The organism is Crystallibacter degradans (genome assembly GCF_012952295.1).
Lineage (GTDB): Bacteria > Actinomycetota > Actinomycetes > Actinomycetales > Micrococcaceae > Crystallibacter > Crystallibacter degradans.
The window spans coordinates 17,685-37,922 of sequence record NZ_JABBCH010000016.1 but is presented as its reverse complement, the minus strand read 5'-3'; the positions used below and the strand labels follow the sequence as shown (position 1 = coordinate 37,922).

Sequence of the window (20,238 nt, the reverse complement as noted above, 5' to 3'; positions counted from 1 at the left end):
CACCTTTGAGCGTCACCGCAGCGGAGGTAATGAGGTCCGCTGACATGCCGCATCCATGGCATGGATCTTTGCCTGGCTTATTGGGGAGCATCGCACTGCTCTGACTGAAAGCCCGTTCACGGGTGGGGACGACCGAGGTCGATCGCGCATTGTTGGGGGAGTCCATGGCCTTTGTACTTGGTATTGATATTGGCACGAGCTTTTCCGCTGCGGCCGTTGCGCGTTTGGACAGTGCAGGACATCCGGCGCCGCAGGTCCTGAACCTGGGTGTACGCGGCGGCGCGGTGCCATCGGTGATCTTCCTCGGCGAAGACGGGCAGGTCTTGGTGGGCGAGGCGGCCGAACGCCGCGGAACAACGCACCCGGACCGGTTGGTACGTGAATTCAAACGTCGTGTGGGCGATGCCGTCCCCATCGTCGTCGGCGACCTGTCTGTGGCGCCCGAGGATATTGTCGCCACCATGGCACGTTGGGTGGTCGACCGTGCCCAGGAGCGCGAGGGGGAGCCGCCTGCCGCCATCGCCATCGCGCATCCGGCCAGCTGGGGAGGCTATAAAAAAGACCTGGTCCGGCAAGCCCTGGCCGGCGTCGGGCTTGCCGAGGTAACGCTGGTCAGCGAGCCGGAGGCTGCAGCGGTGCACTATGCCTCGCAGGAACGGGTTGATGAGGGCAGCACCATCGCGGTCTACGACCTCGGCGGCGGGACCTTCGACGCGGCCGTACTGCAGAAAAGCAGTGCGGAGACTTTCCGCACGCTCGGGCGTCCCGAGGGAATTGAACGCCTCGGCGGCGCCGATTTCGACGACGCCGTCTTCCGCCACGTTGCTGCCTGCGCGGCAGACGCTCTGACCGGCCTCGATACCAGTGACCCGGGAGTGCTGATGGCGCTTGTGCGGCTCCGCCGGGAATGCACGGAGGCGAAGGAAGCCCTGTCCACGGATTCGGAGGCCTCCATTCCCGTACTTCTTCCGGGCGGCCAAAGCCAGATTCGTTTGGTGCGCTCGGAGTTCGAAGGCATGATCGGCGACGGCGTCCAGCAGACCATCGAGGCGCTCAAGCGTGCGCTGCAGGCGGCAGACACCGATGCCGGGGACCTAAGCGCCATCCTCCTGATCGGCGGCTCTTCGCGCATCCCGCTCGTGGCCCAGTTGCTCTCGGCGGAGTTCAACCGGCCGATCGCTATCGACGCCGATCCCAAGGCCTCCATCTCGCTGGGCGCGGCGTTCTCCGCCGCGGCCATGCTGGCTCCGGTAACTGCCGGAGCGCAGGCTGCTCCGGCCAGTCCGGCCGCGTCTGAGGAGGCGGACCTTCACAGTCACGGTCACCGTTTCGGGACTGACATCGGGACGAGCGCGCCCGTGGCTTCCGCTAAACCGGCGCACCCCCGGACGGGTGCCCGGATGACGGCGGTAGCAGCCGTCGTCGCCACGCTCACCATCCTGACCGCCACAGCGGCACAGAGCCCGGCGGAGATGAATCCGTTGGCGGCGGGGGCAGCGGGGGCACAGGCTTCGGAAGAGGAAGGCGCAGCGGGGACGGCTCCGCCGCCCGGCGGCGCTGCCGGACCGCAGGGATCAGGCGCGGGTGGACCGGCAGGAATACAGGCCTTGGACGGCAGCGGCGAGACCCCGATTACTGATAATTGGCAGGCGGTGGATGCAGACGGCAGTCCGGCCGCCGGGACAGCGCCCGCGGACGGGACTGCGGGGGCAGGAAATAACGACGGCGGCAAGGCCACACCGCCGAAGGGCTCTACCGCAGGCACAAACGCACGCCGCCCGGACTCTTCGTCGAGCACGCCGAAGCCGACAACAAAGGGAACGAGCCAGCCCGCACAAGAGTCGACCGCCCCGGCGCCACAGCCGGAGCCGCCGGCAACCGGTCCCGCACCGACGACGCCCGCCCAACCCCCGGCCACACAGCCGCCGACCACAGCGGAGCCGCCGGTGACGCCTGCTCCCGACATCCCGCAGACGCCGGCGCCCGAGCCACCTGCCCCGGAACAGACGGCTCCCGCCTCCGACCCGCCCGCCCCCGCACCGCCTGAACCTGCGCCGCCTGAACCCGCGCCGCCAGCGCCCGCGGCCACGGAACCGGCTGCTGACCCGGTGCCGTCCGCGCCCGCTCCGGAAGTGCCCGCGACCGCACCGGCTCCTGCACCGGAAGGGTGACATGGTGGAGACAAGTTTCGCGGGGATCGGATCGCGCCCGCTCCGCCCCACCGTTGCTGCCTCTTTCCTGGCCGAGGTAGCGGCCGCTCCGGAATCGCGGTTGCTGGCCGGTATCGTTGGTGCCGGCGGAACAGGGAAGACCGTTTTGCTGGACGATCTTGAAGCACAGTACAGCGCCATGGGCCTCCATGTTCTGCGCAATTGCGTGGACCTCAGCGCCACGGATCTCGATCTCTGCACGGTCAATGCACGCGGTGCGGTGCTGATCGATGACGCTCATGGACTCAGCGATAGGGCCTTGGCCCAGCTCGCTTCGGTGGTCGAGGAGCGGGACGTAAACCTCGTGGTTGCGTACCGGCCCTGGCCGCAGCCGGGCGCATTGAGACGTCTCTCCGACGTCTTGGAGCAGCATCACGCCCCGGTGATCCTCGGGCCGCTGTCCCGCGAGGAGATCCACGCGCGGGCTGCGGAAGTGCTGGAAGCTGCCCCCACGGCGTCGCTCGTGGACAAGTTGGCGGAGGCTACCGCCGGCATGCCCTGGCTGGTGCACCTGGTGGTGGAAGCGATCGGCCGGCATGGCAGCAGTGTCCTGGCTGAACCGCACCGTTCGCGTGGTCTGATGGACCAGCTTGGCTACGAACTCGAAAAGATCGACGGCGGACTGTCCGACCTGCTGCTCGCCCTGAGCGTCGGTTTCGACCTCGCCGGGCAAATGCCGCCAGCCTTGGACCAGGCCGCGGAAAGCCTCGACCACCTGGTCACCAGGGCGCGGGCCGCGGGGCTGCTGCGCGCGGACGGAAGGCTGGTCCCGCTGGTGCGCCAGGCCGTGCTGGCCGCGACACCGCCGTACCGGGTCCGCGAGGCGCAGCGGGCGCTGGTGGATGCCTTCACCGCGGAGGGACGTTCACTCGGCGACGTCGCCCGCGGACTCGCGCGCGGCGGATTAAGGGACCCGCGGATCGCCCGGGCCTTGGAGCGCGAAGGCGACAACGTGCTGGCCGAACGGCCCGCGCTCGCCTCAGCCCTCTATGATGAAGCGGGCGCCGCCGGCTCCGACGAACTCACTACCGCGGCCCGCCGGGCCCAGGCCGCCTCCGCCGTGGGCGACCTTGACGGCGCCGGCCGGATTTTGGACAACCTGCTCTCTAGCGAAGGTGCCCCCGACCTCCTCCGCGGGGTGGACGTAGCCGCGGCCACCTGGGCACAGCGCGGCATGCTGGTACGCAGTGCGGAAGTCTACCGGTGGCTGGGAGCGGACAGGACCGGCCCCTCGGCTTCGCTAGCCGCCGTCGCAATGATCGGCATTGGCGACCGCGAAGGCGCCGAAACCATGCTCAAGGCCCCGGGGCCAAGCGGCTCGCCCACGCTCGCCGCTGTCGCCGTCGGACTTATGGGGGAGGGGATCAGCGCGTCCATTGCGGCGCAACCAACCCATGCCCTGCCCGCCCTGATCCGGGCATCGGACATGATGACGGCGTCCGGCAGCAGCATTCCGCTCCCGGAAGTCCCGGCGGCGCTGGCTGCGCTGGTGGCCCTGCACAGCGGCGAACCGGCCGTGGCCGACTCCGTTCTGGACGATGCCTTGGCCGGAGAGCAGGCCGGCCCGGCGGCGCGTCCCAGGTTGTTGCTGCTGCGCGCCTGGACGGCCATGCAGCTGGACCGCCCGGACCGGGCCCGTGCGGCCATCACCGAAGCCGGCGCCTGCGAGGGCGGGCTCGCGCCCCGGGACGAGCTGCTGTTCGACGCGCTGGAAGTAGGCCTGGCTCGCCGGACCGATGACACCGCTGCCCTCGTCCACGCCTGGCAGCGCGCCCGCGAGCGCATCCTGCACGTCTCGGTGGACCTCTACAGCCTGCTGCCGTTCGGTGAACTGGCCGTCGCGGCCGCGCGGCTGCGTGATTCGGCCCGGCTGGAGCCGCAGCTCGCCGAGGCCTGGGCGTTGCTGGAGCGTCTCGGTGATCCTCCGCTGTGGTCGATTCCGCTGCGCTGGCACGCGGTCCAGGCCGCCATCCTGGCGGAGCGGCCGTCGGACCTTGCGCCCCATGCATCGGCGCTGGTCCGTGCCTCCGGGAATAACCATCTGGCCTCCGTCCTGGCGGCCGCCGGCCGGTCCTGGGTAGCAGTCCTTGCCGGCCATATCGACGTCGACGCGGTTGAAGCTGCGGCACGCGGGCTGGCCGCGGTCGGGATGACCTGGGACGGCTCCCGGTTGGCCGGCCATGCCGCCCCGCGCGCCGACGAGCGCAAGGACATGGCCAGGCTGCTCGCCTGCGCCCGGGACCTTCATCCCGGATCCGTGGTCTCCGTCAGCGCGGAAACCGAGCCCGTTCCAACGCTGCCGGCGGTCCGTACCACCGTTAGGCCTTCGGCAGGACAGCCGGCCGACGCCGGCTCGGAGGGTGCGGTCCTGAGTCCCCGAGAGCGTGAGGTCGCCCGGCTGGTGCTGGAAGGCAAGACGTACCGCGAAATCGGCGCCGCGATCTTCATCTCGCCTCGCACTGCCGAGCACCACATCGCCAGGATCCGCCGCCGGCTGGGGGCCGCCACACGCTCGGAGCTGCTGGCGCAACTGCGCCTATCGCTGGGCGAGGAAGCATCCGGTCCTCCCTAATGCTGGGGGACGTCCAAACCCCTATTGGGGGTAGCCGCACAGGGGGAGATAACCCCGATGCAGGCCCCGCCACCCCGGACCTACGTTTGAAGCAAGCCAGGCAACCAGCTCGGCGAAACCAAGTTCACACACCTTTCAGATTGAGGGAATACCATGCCTACACTTGCGAACACCCTTCTTGAATTCATCATGAACCTGCTCCGGGATCCCGAGGCGGCCCACGCCTTCCGCGAGGACCCCGAGCGGGAGCTGGAGCACGCCGGCCTCAGCGACGTCTGCTCGGACGATGTCGACGCGGTCATGCCGGTAGTGCTCGACTTCGCCCCGGTTGGCGTCGGTGCTTCCTTCGACCGCGAGTACAACACGGGGGACAACTCCTCGCGGATCGACCACAACAATCCGGACAGCGACGGGGGAAATAACAACGACGACGGCGGCGGCGGGGGCGGCGGCCGCGACTGGGACCGCGACGAGGACCGTGGCCGGGACGACGATGACCACGGACACCGCGACGACGACGACCACGGCCACGCGGTCCAGCAGCTGACCCACATCGTCAACGAGTACTCCTACACCTCCACCGTGGATGACCGGGATACCATCAACGACCAGTCCGTGAACCAGAACATCTGGGCCGATGGCGACGTCACCCAGATCTTCGACAACGACGCGGTCATCGCGTCCGGTGACGACTCGGTTGCCGCCGGCAAGGACGCGAATGTAGCCAACGGTGATGATTCCATCGCTGCCGGCGACGATGTTGACCAGGACAACTCCGAAGACAACTCCACCAACATCGACATTGAGGCAGAGGGCAACGCCGACGTCGAAATCGGCAGTGAGGACACCACCGTCACGGACTCCTTCAATAAGGAAGTCGACATCGACGAATCCTTCAACGAGGACAACAGCGAAGACAACGACGGGATTGACGGCAACCGCAACGAAGTCGGCAACGAGGACAACGACGGCATCGACGGCAACAACAACGACGTTGACGTCGACAAGACCGAAGTTGATGTCGAGATCGAGGACTCCTTCCAGGACAACGACGGCATTGACGGCAACAACAACATCGTTGGCAACGAGGACAACAGCGAAGACAACGACGGCATCGATGGCAACCGCAACGACGTCGGCAATGAAGAAAACAACCTCGATAATGTCGGCAATGAAACCACCACGGAGTTCGAGTTCGAGGACAACGACGAATTCACAGACAACTCCGAGAACACGTTGATCAACGATTCGTTCCAGGACAACTCCCAGAACACCGACCTCGAGGTCGAGTTCGAAGAGTCCTTCAACGAAGAGTCGACCAACGTCGAAGACAACTTCGTCGTTGCAGGCAACGAGGTCGAGGAAAGTGCAGTCGTAGTCCAAGACTGATCATCGACTCAGACTCAACGGTGCACAGCCGGCCCGGCAGGAAGGGAAGGGGGATCCTGCCGGGCAGGTCTGTGCGTTAGGCCGTTGGCACCCAGGAGGAGGCAGGTATGGCAGAACTGGTCAAGCTCGTGGAGCAGAGCATCGAACTGGCGGCGGATGCCGATCGGGCGGATCTGCGCCGCAGGCTGGAGCAAACCCGCCGGCGGGTGCTCGATCCGAATGTCCGCGTGATCGTGGTCGGTGAGTTCAAGCAGGGCAAGAGCAAGTTGATCAACGCGCTCGTCAACGCCCCTGTCTGCCCGGTCGACGACGATATCGCCACCTCCGTGCCAACCGTGGTCCGGCACGGGGACCCGGCCTCCGCCACCATCATGGTTCCCCGGGAGGGCAGCCAGGACGGCGACGGCGAACCGGAACTCGAGCGCCGCCAGGTGCCCATCGAGGACCTCGCCGCCTACGTGTCCGAGAACGGCAATCCCGGCAACCGCCGCCGCCTTGCCGCCGCTGAAGTCTCCCTGCCGCGGAAGCTCCTCTCCGGCGGGCTGACCCTGGTGGACTCTCCCGGGGTCGGCGGCCTGAATTCGACCCATTCGTTCACCACCCTGACCGCTCTGCCGACGGCGGATGCCATGCTGCTGGTCTCCGACGCCTCACAGGAGTACACGGAGCCAGAGATCCGGTTCCTGCGCCAAGCCATGCGAATCTGCCCCAACGTGGCCTGCGTACTCTCCAAAACAGACCTGTACCCGCAGTGGCGGCAGGTCGCGGAACTGGACCGGGGCCACCTGGATAATGTCGGCCCGGACATCCCGCTGCTGCCGGTCTCTTCCGAACTGCGCCTGCACGCAGCCCGTCATAACGACAACGAACTCAACGCCGAATCCGGCTTTCCCGCGCTCGTGACCTACCTGCGCCAGGAAGTCCTCGGCCAGGCCGAACGGCTCCAGCGCCGCTCCGTCGCCCACGACCTGCTCTCCAGCACCGAACACCTGCGCCTGTCGCTGCAATCCGAACTCAGTGCGCTTCAAAACCCGGAAGGCACCCCGCAGATGATCGCCGGGCTGGAAGCGGCCAAGGAACGCGCCGACGTGCAGCGCCAGCGTTCCGCACGCTGGCAGACGACGCTCAACGACGGCGTCAGCGACCTCATCGCCGACATGGAACACGACCTGCGCGACCGGCTGCGCAGCATCCAGCGTGATGCCGAACAGGCCATCGACGCAGCAGACCCGGGACCGGTCTGGGAACAGTTCACCGAGTGGCTGGAACAACGCGTTGCGTCCGCCGTCTCGGACACCTTCGTCTGGACCAACGAACGCGCACAATGGCTCTCCGGACAGGTCGCCGAACACTTCGCCCAGGACGAAGTGCCCCTGCCGGTCCTCCAGGTCGATGACACAGACGACGTGCTCGACCCGGTTGTCCCCGTCCCGGCGCTGGACCCCGGCCGGCTCAGCCCCTTGCAGAAAATCCTCATTGGCATGCGCGGCTCCTACGGCGGCGTGCTGATGTTCGGCCTGCTCACCGGCATCGTCGGCATGTCGCTGATCAACCCGCTCTCCGTCGGCGCAGGTCTGCTGCTCGGCGGGAAAGCCTACCGCGAAGACAAGGAAGCCCGACTCAAACGGCGCCAAAACGAAGCGAAGACACTGGTGCGCCGGCAAATTGACGAAGTCGTCTTCCAAGTCGGCAAACAGCTCAAAGACCGGCTCCGGCTGGTCCAGCGCGGAACGCGCGACCACTTCACCGAAATCGCCGAGGAACACCACCGCTCCCTGTCGGACTCCGTGCTCGCCGCGCAAAAAGCCGCGGCCAGCTACACGCTCGAACGTGAACAGCGTATCCGGGAGATCAAGGCCGTGCTTAAGCGCGTCGACACCCTGCGCAGACATGCCCAGCAGTTGGACAGCGAGCCGGCCCTGGCAGGCAAGGTGTGAACGGCACCGGGGTGAACGGCACCGGGGTGAACGGCTCCGGGGTGAACGGCTCCAGCGCGAACGGTTCCGCCATCGACGCCGTTCCGGATCTCCTGCGGCAGGCCATCGAGGCGTACGCGGATGATCCGGATACGCGGCGCGCGCTCGAGGGGTACCAGCGCCGGCTTGCCGAACCATTGCGGGTGGCGATCGCCGGCATGGTGAAGGCCGGGAAGTCCACACTGCTCAACGCCATCATCGGGGAGGAGATCGCGCCCACCGACACCGCCGAGTGCACCCGCGTGGTGACCTGGTACCGCTTCCGGGACACCCCGCGGATCACGTTGTACCCGGCGCTCGGCGGACCAGGCGGACCTGCAACTGAACCTCGAACACTGCCCATCAGAAGAGTTGAGGGCAGGCTGGTCTTCGACATGGGCGCCACCCGCGCCGAGGAGGTCGACCGGCTGGTGGTGGACTGGCCAGCCAAGGGACTGCGGGAGCTGACCCTGATCGACACCCCGGGCATAGCTTCGCTCTCGGGCGAGGTGTCCGCGCGTTCCACAGATTTCCTCACGCCCCGGGATACGCCCTCCGAAGCCGACGCCATGGTCTACCTGATGCGCCACCTGCATGCCGCCGACCTGAGGTTCTTGGAGGCCTTCAAGGACACTGCGGCAGGCCAGTCGGGGACAGTCAACGCGCTCGCAGTACTCTCGCGCGCAGATGAGATCGGCGCCGGACGGATCGACTCACTGCTTTCGGCAGGCGAGATCGCCGAACGCTACCGGCGCGACGGCACCCTGCGCTCACTGGCCCTGGGCGTCGTGCCCATCGCTGGCCTGCTGGCCCAAAGTGCGCGTACCCTGCGTCAAGCGGAGTTCACTGCGTTGCTGGAACTGGCCCGGCTGGACCGGTCGGAACGCGAACGTATGCTGCTCTCTGCCGACAGGTTTGCCCGTCCCGCCGAAGGGCTGGAAGCCGGTCCCGAGGTCCGGGCAGCCCTGTTGGAACGGTTTGGCCTGTTCGGAATCCGGATGTCAACGGCTCTTATCCGGGGCGGCATCGGCGAACCGACGGCGCTGGCGCACGAGCTCGCCCGCCGCAGCGGACTGGATGACCTGCTTCATCTGATGTCCGGCCAGTTCCAGGCCCGCGCCACACAGCTCAAGGCGCGGACCGCCTTGGCCGCTGTGGAGGCCCTTCTCCGCGAGCGGCCCCGGGCCGGAACGGAGCGGGTGGCAGCATTGCTCGAACGGATCCAGGCCGGTGCCCATGAATTCCGGGAGCTGCGCCTGCTGGCTACCGCTCGGACCACGGGCCTGGACCTGCCCAAGGAGTTGGCGTCAGAGGCCGAACGCCTGATCGGCGGCCGGGGGATATTGCCCGCACTCCGGCTCGGCCTGCCCGACGGCACGTCGTCGGAGGCACTGCGGGGCGAAGCCCTGGCCTGCCTGCGCCGCTGGCGCACACTGGCCGAGAACCCGATGACCGACCGCAGTGCCGCGGAAGCCTGCCAGATTGTGGTCCGCAGCTGCGAGGCGGTCCTCGCCAGGCTGCCGGACGGCTCAGCCCCGCGGCCTACCGTACGTCTCGTGCTTGGCGCGGAACCAGGCGTCGGCGCCGGGCAGCAGACTGACCAGCAGCGCCGCACAGGCTAGCACCACCTGCGCTACCAGCATCCAGCGGAGGTACACTTCGCCCTCGCCGGGAGCCACGAGGAACGCGTCCGCCAGGACCGCCGCTCCGGCGTGGAGCAGGAGGACCACCAGCTGCACCCACCGGACCGAGCCCCGCCGGTGCATCAGCCCGCGCAGCAGGAGCGCCTCGACCACAATGATGAGTGCCAGTGCGCCCAGGCTGCCCCAGTGCACCAGGGCAGCCACCGCGTCGACCGACGCTTCGTCCTGGGCGGGGTCAACCTCGGTCACGATCTCGCGGAGCCGTTCCAGCCGGTCGTCGCTGGATAGGTAGGCAAAGGCGATGGCCACCGCGCCGAGCAGGAAGCTCAACAGCCACAACGATCTCGCCGCCTTTACCATGCCGGTGGGTGGCAGTGTCTGCCCTATTGGCGGCGGCGTCCGGTCGGACAACTGCGGTCTTTGCGGCCGTCCCGGCGGCGAAGGATCGTGCCGTGCCGGACCGGTAGGATCTGTCCGGCCACCGGCAGCGGCAGGATCGTTGGTTCCCCCATCTTGAGACATGCTCGTAATCTAGTGGCGGCCGGCACTCCGCGTCCACCTTTTCCCGCCCTTCATTCCGGGTTCAGCGTTGGCGTGCCGGATGCAACCACGCGCCAGCATCGATCAAGGGGATATCGACCACCAGGATGAAGGAAGTTCAATTCTTATGGCATCACGCATCACCACGCTTCTGACCGGGTCAGCCGCGGCCACCGTCGCGCTGTCCCTGCTCGCGGCGCCCGCCGCCGATGCCCAGCAGACTGCGCCGCAGCCTGGCACAGCCAACACCGCCGACGCAGCCGCGAAGGACACCGCGGCCGGCAGCCAGGCCGAAGCGCCGCTGCTCATCGGGCACCGCGGTGCCGCCGGCACGGCACCGGAGAATACCGTCGCTGCGTTCAAGGATGGCCGGGCCTCCGGTGCGGACTTCTTCGAGATCGACGTCCAGCTCAGCGCCGACGGCGTGCCGTTCCTCTTCCACGACGACACTCCGGCCCGCACCACCAACGTCGAGGGGGTCTTCCCTGACCGCGCCAACGATCCGATCACGTCCTTCACCTGGGCGGAGCTTCAGCAGCTGGATGCCGGCGCCTACTTCGGCGAGGAATTCGCCGGCGAACGCATCCCGCACCTGGACGACGCAGCCAAGGTCGCCACCACCGAGACCGGCGTGTACATCGAGATCAAGTCCCCGAAGAACTCGCCGGGCATCGAGCAGCTGGTCGCCGATGAGCTGCGCACGGATAAGAAGTGGCAGAAACTGGTAGCCGCGGACAAGATCCAGGTGCTCAGCTTCGACGAGGCCTCCAACCGGACCTTCGCCTCGATCGCCCCGGAGATCGAGCTGCAGCAGCTCTCCAGCACCGTTCCCGGACCGGAAACCCTGGCCCAGTGGGCCGAGTTCGCCGATTCCGTGGGCACCAACTACCGCACGCTGACCGCGCAGAACGTCGCCGACGTCAAGGCCGCCGGTCTGGTCATCGGCGTCTACACCGCCAATTCCCCCGAGGCCGTCCAGCACTCCATCGACCTCGGCGTCGACGCCGTCACCGGCGACTTCCCGATCCAGACTGCCCGCTACCTCGACGGCGGAAAGCCCTTCCCCTCGGCGAACGGCGTCGAAATCGTGGACTCGGTCAACAACCCGGCCGGCAGCGACGTCCAGGCGGAAACCGGCGAGCACGTGCTCCTGCGCAACACCACCGATCGCAGCATTGATGTCAGCGGCAGCATCATCCGCGACGCGGCGAACAACATCCTCGCCATCGGTGACGGATACGTCCTGGCCCCGGGCGCCGAACTGCGTGTCTACACCGGCCCCGGCACCAACACCGCGGAGAGCTTCTATAACGATGGCACCGCTTCGGTGCTGAACAACGGCGGCGACTCCGTGGCGCTGTGGACCCCGCAGGGCCAGCTGCAGGACGTCTTCGCCAACTGAAGAGTCTAACTACGTACGACGCCGGCACTTCCGGTGGGAGGAAAATCCCACCGGGGGTGTCGTCGTCGTTGTTGAAAGGAAAAATAGGTTGCCGATCGGCGGCGGCGGGCGTCTACTAAAGAACAGGACAGTCCCGGTGAAGTTGTCTCTGCTGCCGGCCCCGGTCCACCGCGGAAGGATCGGCATGAACAGCCAAAGCGCAACCAACTGGATTCGTGCCGGCCTGCTTGCCCTGCCGGTGTACGGTTTGCTGACCGTCTGGGCAACGCTCGATCCTCAGCCAGATCAGACCACCGACCCGGAAGCGTGGGCGCGCTTCGTCAGCTCGGATTCCTATCTTGTAAGCCATCTGATCGGGAGCACGGGCGGTACCATCTTGGCGGTTTTCGGGATCTTCGCGCTCGGAGTCTATCTGCACGGCAGGCGGCCAGGACGCCTGGCCTTGGCAGCCATGGTGATAACAGTCGCCGGACACCTCCTGCTTATGGTGCCGGCAGCAATCTCCACCTTCACCACGCCAGCTATTGGAACGGCCTACCTGGAGGGCATCGACGGCGTCATGCAAGTAGAGTTCCCGCCTGCCATGACGGCCAGCTTTATGCTGGGCCTGCTGCTTGCTTTCGTGGGCAACATGCTGCTTGGCGTGGCGATGTGGCGGTCGGGTTTCCTGCCGCGGTGGACGGGAGCCCTGTGGATCGCTGCGGCCCTGATCTTCTACATCCTTGGGGTGGTGCTGGCGCGGGCCACCACCGGCAGCAGTTTGCCCACGCAGCCCATTGGGGCGCTGCTGACGGCGGTCGCCGGAGGCTGGGTGGCATGGACGGCGCTGCGCCCTGCAGCAAGCGGAACACAGCGCGTCCAAGCGCAGCCCGGCCTGCCGTAAGGAGGCCGTACGTGGTCAGCAGCAACCGCCGCCGCAGCAGCTTCCGTCACAGGCAGGGTCATCGCAGCAGGGGCAGGCCCTTTTGATGTCCATCATCGGTCACCTCCTTCATATTTTTCGAACCGGGCGGACACCAGGTGCCGGGATCCGGATCCGGGCAATCGGCGCCGTGTAGCTGGTCGGCCATGGCCTGCAGGTCGGAGCGCAACCGGGTGAGGCGGTCCAGCTCCCGGTCGAGTTCGACGATCCGCCGGCGGAGCAATGACTCGGCCGGTTCGCACGGGCACTGGCCTGTGTCCCGGACGTCGAGCAGGTCGGCTATCTCTGCCAGCCGCAGGCCCAGCCGCTGGCAGCCTTGGATGAAGTGCACGCGGTCCGCGGCACTCGGCGGATACAGCCGGTAGCCGGCGGGGGACCGGTCCGGGGGCGGAAGCAGCCCCGCGCGCTCGTAGTAGCGGAGCGCGTCGGTGGAGACGCCGACAGCCTTGGCCAATTCGCCAACTTTCAGCGCGTGAGGCGCCTGTAAGCCAGTCATGACTTCAGCTTAAACCTTGGAGCCCACTTCAAGGTCAACAAAAAAATCCGGTTCCTGCGGGCCGCATTTGTGCGCTTATTTGCCCGCACCCGTCCATTCCAGCAGCCGGTCCAACGGCCACGTATTAATGATCCGTTCCGCCGGGACACCGTTCCGAGCGGCGCGCTCGGCACCGTATTGGAGGAAGTCGAGCTGGCCGGGCGCGTGGGCATCGCTGTCAATGCTGAACAGGCAGCCTGCGTCCAGGGCAAGCTGGATCAGGTTGTCCGGCGGGTCCTGCCTTTCAGGACGCGAATTGATCTCGACTGCGACATCGTTTTCGGCGCAGGCGGCGAACACCCGGCCGGCGTCGAACTCCGATTCGGGGCGGGTGCCCCTCGACCCCTTGACCAGGCGTCCGGTGCAGTGGCCCAGCACATTGGTGTGGGGATCGGTGATGCCGCCGAGCATTCTCTTGGTCATGGTGCGTTTATCGGAGCGGAGTTTTGAATGCACGCTGGCCACCACAACGTCCAGCTGCTGCAGCATTGTGGGCGTTTGGTCCAGCGTGCCGTTTTCGAGGATGTCGACCTCGATCCCGGCCAGCAGGCGGAAGCCGTCGGACCCCTGGTTGATCTCGGCGACTACGTCCAGCTGCTCGGTAAGCCGCTTGGCGCTGAGACCATTGGCGATCGTCAAATTGGGGGAGTGGTCGGTCAGCGCCAGGTAGGCCCGTCCCAGCATCCGGGCTGTGTCAGCCATGGTCTCGATGGGGGATCCGCCGTCGGACCAGTTGCTGTGGCTGTGCAGATCGCCGCGGAGGGCCGCGTTCAACTCCGACCCGCCTTCGGCCAGCGGCTTGGCCGAACGATCCCGCAGCTTCGCGAGGTAGTCGGGCACTTCGCCGTAGACCGCTTGGCTGATGACCTCGAACGTTCTGCTGCCGATCCCCTTCATGTTCTTGAGCCGGCCGTCCCTGGCCCGCGCGGCGAGCTCCTCGGGGTCCAGGCTCCGGATGGCGGTGGCCGCCTTGCGGAAAGCCTGCACCTTGAAGCTGGGAGCAAGCTCGCGTTCGAGCCAGAAAGCAATCTCATTGAGTGCGTCGACAGCATCCATGGCTCCATCTTCCACCAACGCGCATCACTGCGCCGCTGCATCGCGAAATCTCCGGCCGGCATTTGGCCGTGGACCGCTCACATGGTGATGGCAACCTTCCCGCAGACCTTGCCTGCTTCGAGATAGCGCAATGCGTCGGGGACCTCGGCCAGAGGGAAGGTCCTGTCGATCCTCGGCACGACCTTCCCTGCCTCGATGAGCCCGCTCAGCTCTTCAAGGTCAGCGGAACCCACTTTGCCGATAAACATGGTCAGCCGCTGGCCTACGAAGGGCGACAGGAGCATTGCCCGCAGCTGCCGGTTCATGCCGCCGGTCAGATTTCCGCCTTCTTCCCCGCCGGTGATGACGGCAGTTCCGGCCGGGTTCAACGCGCGGCGCAGCCGGGCGAGCGAGGGGTTCCCGCCGATGTCGAGGATCAGATCGTACTGGCTGGCGCCGTCGGCAAAATCTTCCCGGGCGTAATCGATGACATGGTCGGCACCAAGGGAACGAACGGCGTCGAGCTTTGCGGTACTGGCCACACCTGTGACCTGCGCGCCGAAGGCCTTGGCCAGCTGTACCGCGAAGGATCCGACGCCGCCGGACGCGCCGATGACGAGCACTTTCTGCCCCGGCTCGAGCCGACCGGCGTCGCGCAGGCCCTGCAGAGCGGTGACCGCAGATACCGGAACGGCTGCGGCCTGCTCGAAAGTCAGATTTGCCGGCTTGATGGCCAGCTGGTCCGCGCGTGCCACCGCATATTCTGCAAAGGAGCCGCGACCGCTTCCGAAGACTTCGTCGCCGACGGCGAATCTGGTTACTGCCGGACCGACTGCCACGACAGTGCCAGCGAGGTCCATCCCGGGTATTGGGTTTTTCGGTTTGCGGAGCCCGAAGGCCAGCCGGGCCAGGTAAGGGAGTCCCCGTGTCAGATGCCAGACGCCGCGGTCCAGCCCGGCCGCCCGCACCCGGACAAGCACTTCGTGCTCCGCGGGAACGGGGCGTGGAATCTGCGTAAGGTGCAGGACTTCCGCGGAGCCGTAGACGTTTTGAGCAATGGCGCGCATGGTGGCTTCCCCCTTGGCCGGGCCGTTCTTCAGGGTTCCCTTATCCACATGCTCTGCACGAGGTGCCATGGCCGTTTCCTTTACTCATGAAGTGCGGCAAAGCTGCCGTACTAAGTACGAAAAGAGTATCGTACAGTGTACGAAAATACGATACGCTGAAGTGAAATGCCTCAAGAAACAATTGGAACAAGCGAGGAGCGCTCTCCTTTAAGCAAGGAGCGTGTACTGCGCGGAGCTATCGCCCTCGCCGACGAAAAGGGCCTCGCGGCACTCACCATGCGTTCGCTGGCGCAGGAGCTCGGAGCCAAGCCGATGTCGCTCTACCATTACGTGGCGAACAAGGACGAGATGCTCGATGGAGTGGTGGACCTCGTCTTCAGCGAGATCGAGCTGCCGTCTTCGGCGGGGGACTGGCGGGTGGAGATACGTCGCCGGGCGGATTCGGCGCGGCAGGCATTGCAGCGACACCCGTGGGCGACCGCCCTGATGGAGTCGCGCACTACGCCGGGGCCGGCGACTTTGCGGCATCACGACGCAATCCTGGGCACGCTGCGGTCCGCGGGCTTCTCCGTGAAGATGGCCGCCCACGCCTACGCCCTGCTCGACGCGTATGTGTACGGTTCCGCGCTGCAGGAAGCCGCGCTGCCTTTCAGCGGTCCGGATACCGTTGCCATCGTCGCCGAACCGATAGTGCAACTCTTTGCCGAGGGCGAGTACCCCCACCTCATGGAAATAGCCACCGAGCACGTGCTGAAACCCGGTTACGACTTCGGCGATGAATTCGAGTTCGGGCTCAACCTGATCCTGGACGCGCTCGCGGCAGCCCTACCTGCGGATCAAGCCTGATTTCCCGGGCGGGTGCCCGCTAACCACGACGGCGGACACGGGCTCCGGTCAGACGGCTAGGGAGAGTTGGTTGAGCCGCGCTGGATCGGCGAGCACGTCTATCGCCACGATCTTTCCGTTCCTGACGGTGAAAGCCATGACTGAAATAGCCTGCTTGCGCGGAACCACCACGGCTCCGGCGGTTCCGTTGACCAGGGCCGGCCGCACGAACGGTGCGAGCTGCTGGTAAGTAACGGCTTGTCCGGCCACTGTCGAAGCGCCGCGCAGGACCGTGGTGGCAGCGGGACGGGCCAGTCCGCCGTCGGAACGGAGCACGACGTCGGGGTCCAGCACCGCGACGAGCGCAGCGAAGTCGCCGTTGCGGGAGGCTGCGAAAAAGGCGTTCACCGCTTCACGCTGGCGTACGGGGTCGGCGTCGGGGACATAGGATTCCTGCTCCACCAGACGGCGGGCACGGCTGGCGAGTTGCCGCGCTGCTGCCGGCGAGGCGCCGATAACGGTGGCGATCTCGTCGAACGGAACGCTGAACATGTCATGCAGCACGAATGCCAGCCGTTGGGCAGGAGTCAAGGTGTCCAGCACGACCAGCAGGGCGAGCCCGATCGAGTCGGCCAGCAGCGTCTCCTGCTCGGGATCAGTCCCTTCGACACTGCTCACCACAGGGTCCGGCATGTGCAGCCCGAACGGCTGTTCCCCGCGTGTGCTGCGGGAGCGCAGCATGTTCAGGCACACCCTTGCGAGTACGGTTGTCAGCCAGGCGCCAAGATTCTCGACACTTTTTGCATCCGTGCCGCTGAGCCGTAACCAGGTCTCCTGGACGGCGTCGTCGGTCTCGCTCAGCGAACCGAGCATGCGGTAGGCCACGGCGCGGAGCCGGCCCCGGTGCGGCTCGAACTGCTCGGCCAGCTGTTCAAGATCGTCCATCTGTCACATTCTCCCGCCGGGAAGTGTCATATCAGTGAACCACGATAACGAGTAACTATCCTGAGAGGGGACAACAATGCAGTTGCACACCAATCAAGAGCACAGCACGACGGCGCCCGTGCTGATAACAGGCGGGACAGGAACGCTGGGGCGGCATCTCGTTCCGCGCCTGCTGGAAGCCGGCTGCCGCGTGCGGGTGTTGAGCCGGACCAGCCGCGAACCGATGGTGGGTGTCGAGTTCGTTACCGGTGATCTGGCCACGGGGGAAGGCATCGAAGCGGCGGTGGAAAGAGTGGAAACCATCGTCCACGCTGCGGGCAGCGGCAAAGGTGACGATGAAAAGGCCCATAATCTGGTTCGGGCCGCGGCCGTGGCCAACGTCCGGCACCTTGTTTACATTTCGGTGGTCGGCGCGGACCGCACCCCGATCACCAGCGGCGTTGACCGGGCGATGTTCGGCTACGTCGGAGCCAAGCGGACGGCAGAGCTGATCATCGCCAATTCCGGGCTGCCCTACACGACTCTGCGAGCCACCCAGTTCCATGACTTGGTGCTGATGATGGCGCAGGGGATGGCCAAGCTTTCCGTGATACCTGTGCCTGCCGGCTTTAACATTCAGCCGGTCGATGCTGCAGAAGTAGCAGCGCGCTTGGTTCAGTTGGCCCTCGGCGAGCCGGCAGGCTTAGTCCCCGAAATGGGAGGACCGGAGGTGCACCCGTTGGCGGAGTTGATCCGAGGCTACCTGCGCGCGACCGGCCGCCGCCGACTCATCGTGCCGGTTCGGATGCCAGGCGGGGCGGCACGCGCGTTCAGGGACGGCGCCAATCTGGTACCCGAACACACTGTAGGCCGCAGGACATGGGATGACTTCCTGGCGGAGCACATTGCCGTCAGAAGTTATGCCTGACGCTCTAGTCAACGCCGGGCGGAGGTTCTACTGTTTTCTTATCTGCTCCATCTTGGTAAAGGAGGGGTGTGGGAAAACCAGCGGCGCCCGAGGGGTGCCTTCCCAACGGCCCCTCACAATGCGCGGTAGCGGCCGGCTACGCACCAGGTGTAGTTGGCACCGGAATTTCCACATGAAACATCATGCGGCTATGGGGACGCAATAAACCGGAACCGGTCGATCTCGATGAGCTGCTGGCCGAGGCGCGCCCCGGCCGAACCCCGAAGCGACGTGCCGGTCAGGGGCGGATCGACCTGTGGCTGGCCAGCGTGGCTGTCGCAGCTTTGGGCGTCGGCATGATCGTGGCGCCGGCGGCGGTGGGCTTGTCTGTCGCCGGCAACACCGTTCTGGACATGTGGGAGGAGCTGCCGACCGACTTGCCGGTGGATCGCCCGCTGCCGCAGCACACGGTGTTGCTGGACAAGGACGGCAAGGAATTCGCCCGCATTTACAGTGAAAACCGGACAGATGTGAAGCTGGACCAGGTGTCCGAGGCATTCAAGGAAACACTGATCGCGACCGAGGACGCACGTTTCTACGAGCATCGGGGCGTGGACCCCCTCGGTGTCACCCGCGCGCTGATCAACAATGTGACCAGCGAGAACGTCCAAGGGGCGTCCACCATCACGCAGCAGCTGGTCCAGAACATGCTGGTCAACCACGCGCGTGACGAAGTCGAGGAGCAGGTGGCTGTAGGCGTCACCTACAACGCCAAGATCCGCGAGGCCAAATACGCGCTTGCGCTGGAGAAGCAGCTGTCCAAGGATGAGATCCTCACCCAGTACATGAACGCCGTCTACTTCGGCAACGGCGCTTACGGGGTGCAGTCGGCCGCCCGTATCTACTTCAGCACGACCGCGGCGAAGCTGAACCATGTCCAGTCGGCGCTGCTGGTCGGCATGCTCAAGGCACCCGTTGACCTCGACCCCTTCGCCAACCCCGAAGGTGCCACGGAACGGCGCAACACCGTGTTGACGGTGCTTGAGCAACGAGGTGTCCTGACTGCCGAAGAGGCAAAGGCCGCCCTGGAATCGGAGCTGGCCGTGAAGCGCGGCTCGGCCCCATCCAGCTGCGGGGAATCCAAGTACCCCTTCTACTGCGAGCTCGTCCGCGAGGAAATCCTGACGAACAAGGCGTTCGGGAAGACGCCCGAGATCCGTCAGGAACGCTTCCGCCTAGGCGGTTTAACGCTAACGACGACGTTGGACCGGAAAGCGGCAGATGCTGCACAGGCTGCGGTCGAGAAAGCATTGGGCAACACCAACCGCGCGGCCCTCGGTACCGCAATCATCGTGCCGGGCAAGGGCCATATCGCGGCCATCGTCCAGAACCGGGACTGGGGCGAGGGCAAAGGCAAGACGGAAGTGATCTACGCCAGAAACGCCTTCCAGGTAGGGTCTGCCATGAAACCCATTATTCTGGCCGAGGCGCTGGACCAAGGCATTCCGACCTCCACCCGGCTACGCGCTGACGGACCCTACCGTTCGTCGAAACTCGATAACCCGCGCGGCGGTTATGTCAACTACGGTAACCGCGATTATGGCGTGATCAATGCCTACGAGGCCATCCGCAGCTCTGTGAATGTGTATTTCGTCCGCCTTATTGAACGCGTCGGGGTTATCAACGCGGCCGAGATGGCCGAAACATTGGGCATTACGTCCATCCCCGTCGATCAGCTGGTCGGGCGGGAAGCCTCGCTGGCTCTGGGTGCCTACGAAGTGTCCCCACTGGAAATGGCCAACGCCTACTCCGCCTTCATGGGCGGAGGAGTACTCTGCCAGCCAGTAACGGTCATCAAGGCGGTGCGTACCGGCACCAAGGAAGAGCTGCCGGTCCCGGATCCTGACTGCCATCAGGCGATTGACAAGGATATAGCCGATACCGTGGCCGATGTGCTCAAGGAACCGTTCAAACGAACCGGCACCCTTGGCCCGCGGCTCCGCCCGGAAGGCCGGGAAGCGGGCGCCAAGACGGGAACCACCAACGACTTCGCTGCCAACTGGATTGTCGGCGGTACTCCCCAACTCGTGGCTGCCGTCTGGCTGGGGGATCCGAGGGGTGGGGCGCAGTATCCGCTGACGCGGGTGGAGGCCTACGGCAACACTTACCGGGATCTGACCGGTTCCGAAGTGGCCGGCCCGGTCTGGCAAGACACCATCGAGGGCGCGCTCAAGGGCGAGAAGGAAGTCCGGCTACCCGACGCGGATTGATGCCTGCCGAGCCAGCGCGCTCGTCTGCGACCCATTCCTTCC

General features: G+C 66.1%; 15 protein-coding genes. 10 read left to right on the top strand and 5 right to left on the bottom strand.

The features are described 5' to 3' along the window. Positions 1-164: 164 nt before the first annotated feature. From HGO92_RS19040 to HGO92_RS19020, 5 genes are all read left to right on the top strand, one after another. A complete protein-coding gene (locus HGO92_RS19040; RefSeq protein ID WP_169997648.1) occupies positions 165-2,171 on the top strand; it encodes an Hsp70 family protein in 2,007 nt (668 codons plus the stop codon). Between the two features lies 1 nt (position 2,172). Continuing rightward, positions 2,173-4,782: a LuxR family transcriptional regulator gene (locus HGO92_RS19035; RefSeq protein ID WP_240974772.1), complete on the top strand. Its 2,610-nt coding sequence runs from the start codon at positions 2,173-2,175 to the stop codon at positions 4,780-4,782. A 153-nt stretch (positions 4,783-4,935) separates the two neighbouring features. After that, positions 4,936-6,171 (top strand): IniB N-terminal domain-containing protein, encoded by a 1,236-nt coding sequence (locus tag HGO92_RS19030; protein ID WP_169997646.1) that lies wholly within the window; start codon positions 4,936-4,938, stop codon positions 6,169-6,171. A gap of 107 nt (positions 6,172-6,278) precedes the next feature. Continuing rightward, positions 6,279-8,108 carry a dynamin family protein gene (locus HGO92_RS19025; protein WP_169997644.1) on the top strand — a complete coding sequence of 610 codons (1,830 nt, stop codon included), beginning with the start codon at positions 6,279-6,281 and terminating at the stop codon, positions 8,106-8,108. A 41-nt stretch (positions 8,109-8,149) separates the two neighbouring features. After that, on the top strand, positions 8,150-9,748 hold the full coding sequence (locus HGO92_RS19020; RefSeq protein WP_346769028.1) for a dynamin family protein: 1,599 nt from the start codon (positions 8,150-8,152) through the stop codon (positions 9,746-9,748). On the opposite strand, the gene HGO92_RS19015 is transcribed toward HGO92_RS19020, so the two are convergent. Continuing rightward, on the bottom strand, positions 9,656-10,108 hold the full coding sequence (locus HGO92_RS19015; protein WP_169997642.1) for a hypothetical protein: 453 nt from the start codon (positions 10,106-10,108) through the stop codon (positions 9,656-9,658). The genes HGO92_RS19020 and HGO92_RS19015 overlap by 93 nt on opposite strands. Before the next feature lie 328 nt (positions 10,109-10,436). Here HGO92_RS19015 and HGO92_RS19010 point away from each other — a divergent pair, with 328 nt between their 5' ends. Both HGO92_RS19010 and HGO92_RS19005 read left to right on the top strand, forming a co-directional pair. Further along, positions 10,437-11,711, top strand: a complete 1,275-nt coding sequence (locus HGO92_RS19010; RefSeq protein WP_169997640.1) for a glycerophosphodiester phosphodiesterase family protein — start codon at positions 10,437-10,439, stop codon at positions 11,709-11,711. Between the two features lie 184 nt (positions 11,712-11,895). Further along, positions 11,896-12,594, top strand: coding sequence for a hypothetical protein (locus HGO92_RS19005; RefSeq protein WP_169997638.1), 699 nt, complete (start codon positions 11,896-11,898; stop codon positions 12,592-12,594). A gap of 58 nt (positions 12,595-12,652) precedes the next feature. Here HGO92_RS19005 and HGO92_RS19000 read toward each other — a convergent pair whose 3' ends face one another. From HGO92_RS19000 to HGO92_RS18990, 3 genes are all read right to left on the bottom strand, one after another. Further along, entirely contained in the window at positions 12,653-13,129 is a 477-nt protein-coding gene (locus HGO92_RS19000) for a heavy metal-responsive transcriptional regulator (protein ID WP_169997636.1), read from the bottom strand. Between the two features lie 75 nt (positions 13,130-13,204). Then, on the bottom strand, positions 13,205-14,224 hold the full coding sequence (locus HGO92_RS18995; RefSeq protein ID WP_169997634.1) for a PHP domain-containing protein: 1,020 nt from the start codon (positions 14,222-14,224) through the stop codon (positions 13,205-13,207). Positions 14,225-14,301: 77 nt separating this feature from the next. Beyond that, entirely contained in the window at positions 14,302-15,339 is a 1,038-nt protein-coding gene (locus HGO92_RS18990) for an NAD(P)-dependent alcohol dehydrogenase (protein WP_346769025.1), read from the bottom strand. Positions 15,340-15,435: 96 nt separating this feature from the next. Here HGO92_RS18990 and HGO92_RS18985 point away from each other — a divergent pair, with 96 nt between their 5' ends. After that, the gene (locus HGO92_RS18985; RefSeq protein WP_169997632.1) at positions 15,436-16,116 is read left to right on the top strand and encodes a TetR/AcrR family transcriptional regulator; all 681 of its coding nucleotides are present in this window, start codon (positions 15,436-15,438) and stop codon (positions 16,114-16,116) included. Positions 16,117-16,164: 48 nt separating this feature from the next. Here the strand turns inward: HGO92_RS18985 and sigJ are convergent, their stop codons facing one another. After that, a complete protein-coding gene (gene sigJ / locus HGO92_RS18980; protein ID WP_169997630.1) occupies positions 16,165-17,040 on the bottom strand; it encodes an RNA polymerase sigma factor SigJ in 876 nt (291 codons plus the stop codon). Positions 17,041-17,116: 76 nt separating this feature from the next. Between sigJ and HGO92_RS18975 the strand changes: the two genes are divergently transcribed. Together HGO92_RS18975 and HGO92_RS18970 are read left to right on the top strand one after the other, a co-directional pair. Continuing rightward, complete coding sequence (locus HGO92_RS18975) at positions 17,117-17,947, top strand: SDR family oxidoreductase (protein ID WP_169997628.1); 831 nt, start codon at positions 17,117-17,119, stop codon at positions 17,945-17,947. A gap of 182 nt (positions 17,948-18,129) precedes the next feature. Next, on the top strand, positions 18,130-20,196 hold the full coding sequence (locus tag HGO92_RS18970) for a transglycosylase domain-containing protein (protein ID WP_240974771.1): 2,067 nt from the start codon (positions 18,130-18,132) through the stop codon (positions 20,194-20,196). Positions 20,197-20,238 lie beyond the last annotated feature (42 nt).

What these genes read in the sequence shown, in the direction of transcription:
- HGO92_RS18995 (WP_169997634.1), bottom strand. Translation starts at nt 14,224, where the DNA reads ATGGATGCTGTCGACGCACTCAATGAGATTGCTTTCTGGCTCGAACGC.
- sigJ (WP_169997630.1), bottom strand. Translation starts at nt 17,040, where the DNA reads ATGGACGATCTTGAACAGCTGGCCGAGCAGTTCGAGCCGCACCGGGGC.
- HGO92_RS19030 (WP_169997646.1), top strand. Translation starts at nt 4,936, where the DNA reads ATGCCTACACTTGCGAACACCCTTCTTGAATTCATCATGAACCTGCTC.
- HGO92_RS19000 (WP_169997636.1), bottom strand. Translation starts at nt 13,129, where the DNA reads ATGACTGGCTTACAGGCGCCTCACGCGCTGAAAGTTGGCGAATTGGCC.
- HGO92_RS19005 (WP_169997638.1), top strand. Translation starts at nt 11,896, where the DNA reads ATGAACAGCCAAAGCGCAACCAACTGGATTCGTGCCGGCCTGCTTGCC.
- HGO92_RS18970 (WP_240974771.1), top strand. Translation starts at nt 18,130, where the DNA reads ATGCGGCTATGGGGACGCAATAAACCGGAACCGGTCGATCTCGATGAG.
- HGO92_RS19040 (WP_169997648.1), top strand. Translation starts at nt 165, where the DNA reads ATGGCCTTTGTACTTGGTATTGATATTGGCACGAGCTTTTCCGCTGCG.
- HGO92_RS18975 (WP_169997628.1), top strand. Translation starts at nt 17,117, where the DNA reads ATGCAGTTGCACACCAATCAAGAGCACAGCACGACGGCGCCCGTGCTG.
- HGO92_RS19035 (WP_240974772.1), top strand. Translation starts at nt 2,173, where the DNA reads ATGGTGGAGACAAGTTTCGCGGGGATCGGATCGCGCCCGCTCCGCCCC.
- HGO92_RS18990 (WP_346769025.1), bottom strand. Translation starts at nt 15,339, where the DNA reads ATGGCACCTCGTGCAGAGCATGTGGATAAGGGAACCCTGAAGAACGGC.
- HGO92_RS19010 (WP_169997640.1), top strand. Translation starts at nt 10,437, where the DNA reads ATGGCATCACGCATCACCACGCTTCTGACCGGGTCAGCCGCGGCCACC.
- HGO92_RS18985 (WP_169997632.1), top strand. Translation starts at nt 15,436, where the DNA reads ATGCCTCAAGAAACAATTGGAACAAGCGAGGAGCGCTCTCCTTTAAGC.
- HGO92_RS19025 (WP_169997644.1), top strand. Translation starts at nt 6,279, where the DNA reads ATGGCAGAACTGGTCAAGCTCGTGGAGCAGAGCATCGAACTGGCGGCG.